This is a genomic window from Methanosarcina sp. A14, assembly GCF_001729375.1.
GTDB lineage: Archaea > Halobacteriota > Methanosarcinia > Methanosarcinales > Methanosarcinaceae > Methanosarcina > Methanosarcina barkeri.
The window spans coordinates 1-4,076 of sequence record NZ_LZPK01000249.1; the positions used below are offsets into that span (position 1 = coordinate 1).

General features: G+C 38.3%; 3 protein-coding genes and 1 pseudogene. 3 read left to right on the top strand and 1 reads right to left on the bottom strand.

From position 1 onward, the window contains the following. Nucleotides 1-693: 693 nt before the first annotated feature. Complete coding sequence (locus tag A9239_RS11985; protein ID WP_048154915.1) at nucleotides 694-1,518, top strand: alkaline phosphatase family protein; 825 nt, start codon at nucleotides 694-696, stop codon at nucleotides 1,516-1,518. Nucleotides 1,519-1,565: 47 nt separating this feature from the next. Here the strand turns inward: A9239_RS11985 and A9239_RS11990 are convergent, their stop codons facing one another. Next, a complete protein-coding gene (locus A9239_RS11990) occupies nucleotides 1,566-2,081 on the bottom strand; it encodes a hypothetical protein (RefSeq protein WP_230669059.1) in 516 nt (171 codons plus the stop codon). Between the two features lie 1,046 nt (nucleotides 2,082-3,127). Between A9239_RS11990 and mtbC the strand changes: the two genes are divergently transcribed. Then, on the top strand, nucleotides 3,128-3,772 hold the full coding sequence (gene mtbC, locus A9239_RS11995; protein ID WP_048154921.1) for a dimethylamine corrinoid protein MtbC: 645 nt from the start codon (nucleotides 3,128-3,130) through the stop codon (nucleotides 3,770-3,772). A 71-nt stretch (nucleotides 3,773-3,843) separates the two neighbouring features. Continuing rightward, nucleotides 3,844-4,076 (top strand): annotated as a pseudogene (locus A9239_RS12000) ([dimethylamine--corrinoid protein] Co-methyltransferase); the annotation flags it as partial.

Genomic DNA, 4,076 nt, shown 5'->3' on the forward strand with positions numbered 1-4,076 from the left:
ATTTAAATACAATACTAAATATTATAATTATATTTATGAGAAACAAGATTTAGAAACAAAGTAGCTGATTAGATGCACAAGATAATAAAAATCTCTAAAACCTTTCAAAGAAATAAACATCTTATCCTTTTTATCTTGGGTTAAAACAATAGTTAATTTTTTAAATAGTTGATTTTTTAGTTTGTTTTGAGAGATTTTTAATTGCATAAATCAAACTTACCCTAACAACTAGTATAAAGGGCAGACTCTAAGAGACTGTCTTAAAATTCAAATCATTTATACAATTAGATAAAAATCATTTATACAATTAGATAAAAATCATTTATACAATTAGATAATATGCAACGTTCCATTTAAATTCATATTACGCACTCGATGTATAAAATCAAGCACAATAAAAGTCATGGTTTAAACTTTCGTTTTGGATATTAACAGTTTAACACTCCGTTTATCAATTTAAATGCATAAGTCCTATCTCAATTATAGAACCAGATTTAATTTTAAGACATGCTCTTAGAGGATTCTGCTTCAGATAACTCTTCATTTTTGGCGTTTATTCTATCCTGGATACTCATTTTATTCCCTGAACATTCATACTTGGTCCAATATAATTAGTTGCAGTTACCTGAGTTTAAAACCTGAATACAGGAAACAAATATAAGCCAGCTTGCTAAATAATATATTAGAGAGCTTATGAAAATTATAGAGTGCAACACCATTGATATTGCTCCTACGATCTCGAGATTACTGAAAATCCCTATGGTTCCGCCAACTGGCAGGTCAATTCCGGAAGTAGAGAGCTACGCAAAGGAAAGAAGCTGCAAAAGAGCAGTAATCATTGTGGTTGACAGTCTGGGGTATTCTCTTTATAACTATTTTTCTCCGATAATGAAGAACTTGAACAAAATCGCCGAAAAAGGGCTCCTCTTCAGGTGTAAATCCCCGGCAACAATAACCTCCCCTGCGATTGCATCAATCTTTACAGGATATCTACCAGAAGAACATAATATCTACTCGACCGCAGACATTTATACTGAAAGGACAAAAGACTCGGAAAACCCAAAATTGAAAAGCATTATGGAATGGGCTTGTAGGGCAGGCATGAAAGCGTCAGCAGTCATAGAGACCGAAGGTGCGGAAAGTTTCAGGGGAAGGATAAAGGACTTTTATGGAGTTCCGAATTCCGAGGATATCCTGGATTATGACCTTCAGATAACAAACTATGCGCTACATGCCCTTAAAGAAAAGCCCGATATACTGGCGGTTCACCTCAGAACCCTTGACCGTTTTTCTCACAGGGCAGAAAGCTGGGAAGAACTGAAAAAGGCTGCAAAGGCTGTGGATAAAAACCTGGGCGAGATTTTCAGAAATGCGGAAAAAGGAACGATTTTCTTTATCTGCGGGGACCATGCAATTCACGGAGCAAAAAAGTGGTTAAAAGATGTGGAAGGAGAATATATCAAAAACCACAGGCAAAACTTTGTGGCTCTTATCGTAGCCTGTAATCAGGAAGAATAAGCCTTTTCGACCTCCCCTGTAAAGTTTAACCTGTAAAGTTTAGCATATCAGAACTTTTGCTCGACTTTAAGAACCTTAGTGAAACACCGGATCGTCCGACTGGTGTTCTTATGCAGGATTCCTATACCTCCTGCTTCTTCCCATTCGCGGATATTCTCAGAGTTGTCATCAATAAGAACTCTTGCAAACCCTGATTGTAAGGCTTTTTCCGGGCGGTAACAGAGAATTGCAGCCTCTGCATAAGAGGGCCCGAGTTCCTTCCTGATCCATTTGATTTTTCCTTCTCTAGCATTGATTAAGGCTTTTTTTCTCTCAGGTCCGGGAAGCGCAGAAAGGATTGTCGGACAAAGTCCCGAGCTTCTAAGGAAACCATGCAATTCCTGCCCACCGGGCATCCAGGACATCTCGGACCAGAACTCGATTCCTGCAGATGTAATCTTTTTCCAGAAGAGCTCTCTGTCGGTACTGTACCAGAACATCATATTGCCCTCGATCTTCTCACAGGCTGCGGTGAAATCCGTAAGGACTCCGTCCATATCAAGGAAGAGTTTTATTCCTTCCAAAGGCCCGAAAGAAAAAGAGTTATCAGACGAATAGTTTGATTGAAATTCCAGAAAGCTTTCCAAATTTTTCTGGATATAATTGTGCTGATTGAGAGAAACAGACATAATAAACTTCCCTTAATTGCTCTGCAGCGAGTGACTTCCCATTAATCATTAAGACACCATAATTAAAAAAAGCACTCATCATAAAAAAATTTAACTAGTATCAAAACTTTAGATGAAAATAATCAGAGTAAAAAATTAAACGGAGAGTATGAAATGAAAAACAATAGAAGTAGAGGCAAAAATGAGAAAAAATAAGGATGAAATTTCATTAAAGGAAACAATAACCCTAAACATTTAGTTTGAGCATAAGTTAACAACCAAAAAATGGAATTAAGAATCATATTATTATCAACTTCACTTTCGACAGATGTTTTCAAAAAAATAACATTTTTCATGTTATCGTTTTTGGAAAATTATTCGAAAATTTGCAATTGTTACCTCAACCGAAGCCTCAAGATATCAATACTGAAAATTTTCAATAAAGGAAAAAGGTCGAAAACTGCAGGATATTTCAAAAACACATGTTTGAGAAAACAGGTCCGTCTTCAGAAAAAACAATGGCAGAAACAATTATATAAATTGATATAACATGCTGCGGAAAGTGGGCTGCATAATCTACTAAACTCGGAAAAACAGAGAAGTTTGCCTGACAAGAGCCTGACTCGGTTGAAGAACCTGGTAGGCTCATATGTCAACTATGGCGAAATTAACCCTAAATCTAGTGTTCTCTATTTCTTAAAAACAAATTTAGTTCTGCAAACCGTTGAAATTTTCAATACCATTGAAAAATCTCATGACTTGAGATCTGTCCATCAGGGGTGTCATAACGTACTGGCTTTTCAAATTCATAGGCAGTACTCAAGTTCCTGCCTTTTTTGAAAAAACTCTACAGGTTGGGCTAAATAATTCTGGACTTATATATAAATATCCAATTAGAATGCTAGATTTAGTTTTCTCTTCAAATACTAAGGGAATTTCTGGCATTTGTGGAGGTACAAAAAATGGCAACCAAAGAGGAACTTATTCAGGATCTTTCTGATGCAGTTATCTCCTGTAAAAAAGATGCAGTGCTCGCAGCTGTTAATAAAGCAAAAGAAGTTATGGAACCAGCTGAGATCATTGACAAAGGTCTTTCTGCAGGCATGAACCAGGTAGGAATTCTTTTTGAGAGAGGGAAACTTTTCCTGCCCCATGTAATGATGGCTGCTGATGCAATGACAGCAGGGGTTAAAGTGCTTGAAGCTGAGCTCCCTGCAGGAACAGAGAGTAAGAAACTAGGGATTATCGTAAACGGTACGGTCGAAGGCGACGTTCATGATATAGGTAAGTCCATAGTATCCACAATGCTCCAGTCTTCTGGTTTTGAAGTATATGATATTGGCAGGGATGTTCCGGTCAGGAACTTCATCGAAAAGGCAAAGGAAGTCGATGCCAATATGGTTGGAATTTCCGCCCTTATGACCACAACCCTTCAGGGGCAGAGGGATGTAATTGAGCTCCTCAAGGAAGAAGGGCTAAGGGACAAAGTAAAAGTCATGGTAGGCGGAGCCCCTGCGACCCAGTCTTGGGCTGACAAAATCGGTGCCGATTGCTATGCTGAAAACGCAAGCGAAGCTGTCGCAAAAGCAAAGGAAATGCTACTCTGAACCCCAATTATCAATATAATTTGTCAATAAAATTTGTGGTCTAAACTAAGTTGATCTTATGGAGGATAAAAATGGCAACCGAATACGCTTTGCGTATGGGAGACGGTAAACGTGTCTACCTTACCAAAGAAAAAATAATGGCGGAGATTGAGGCCGGAACTGCAAATGCTGCCGACCTTGGCGAGATCCCTACCTTGAGCGCCAATGAAATGGACAAGCTTGCAGAGATCCTCATGATGCCCGGCAAGACTGTTAGTGTCGAACAGGGTATGGAAATTCCTGTGACACACGACATCGGTACCAT

Bases quoted from the DNA above. Each gene is read 5' to 3' on its own strand.
- mtbC (WP_048154921.1), top strand. From the start codon at position 3,128: ATGGCAACCAAAGAGGAACTTATTCAGGATCTTTCTGATGCAGTTATC.
- A9239_RS11985 (WP_048154915.1), top strand. From the start codon at position 694: ATGAAAATTATAGAGTGCAACACCATTGATATTGCTCCTACGATCTCG.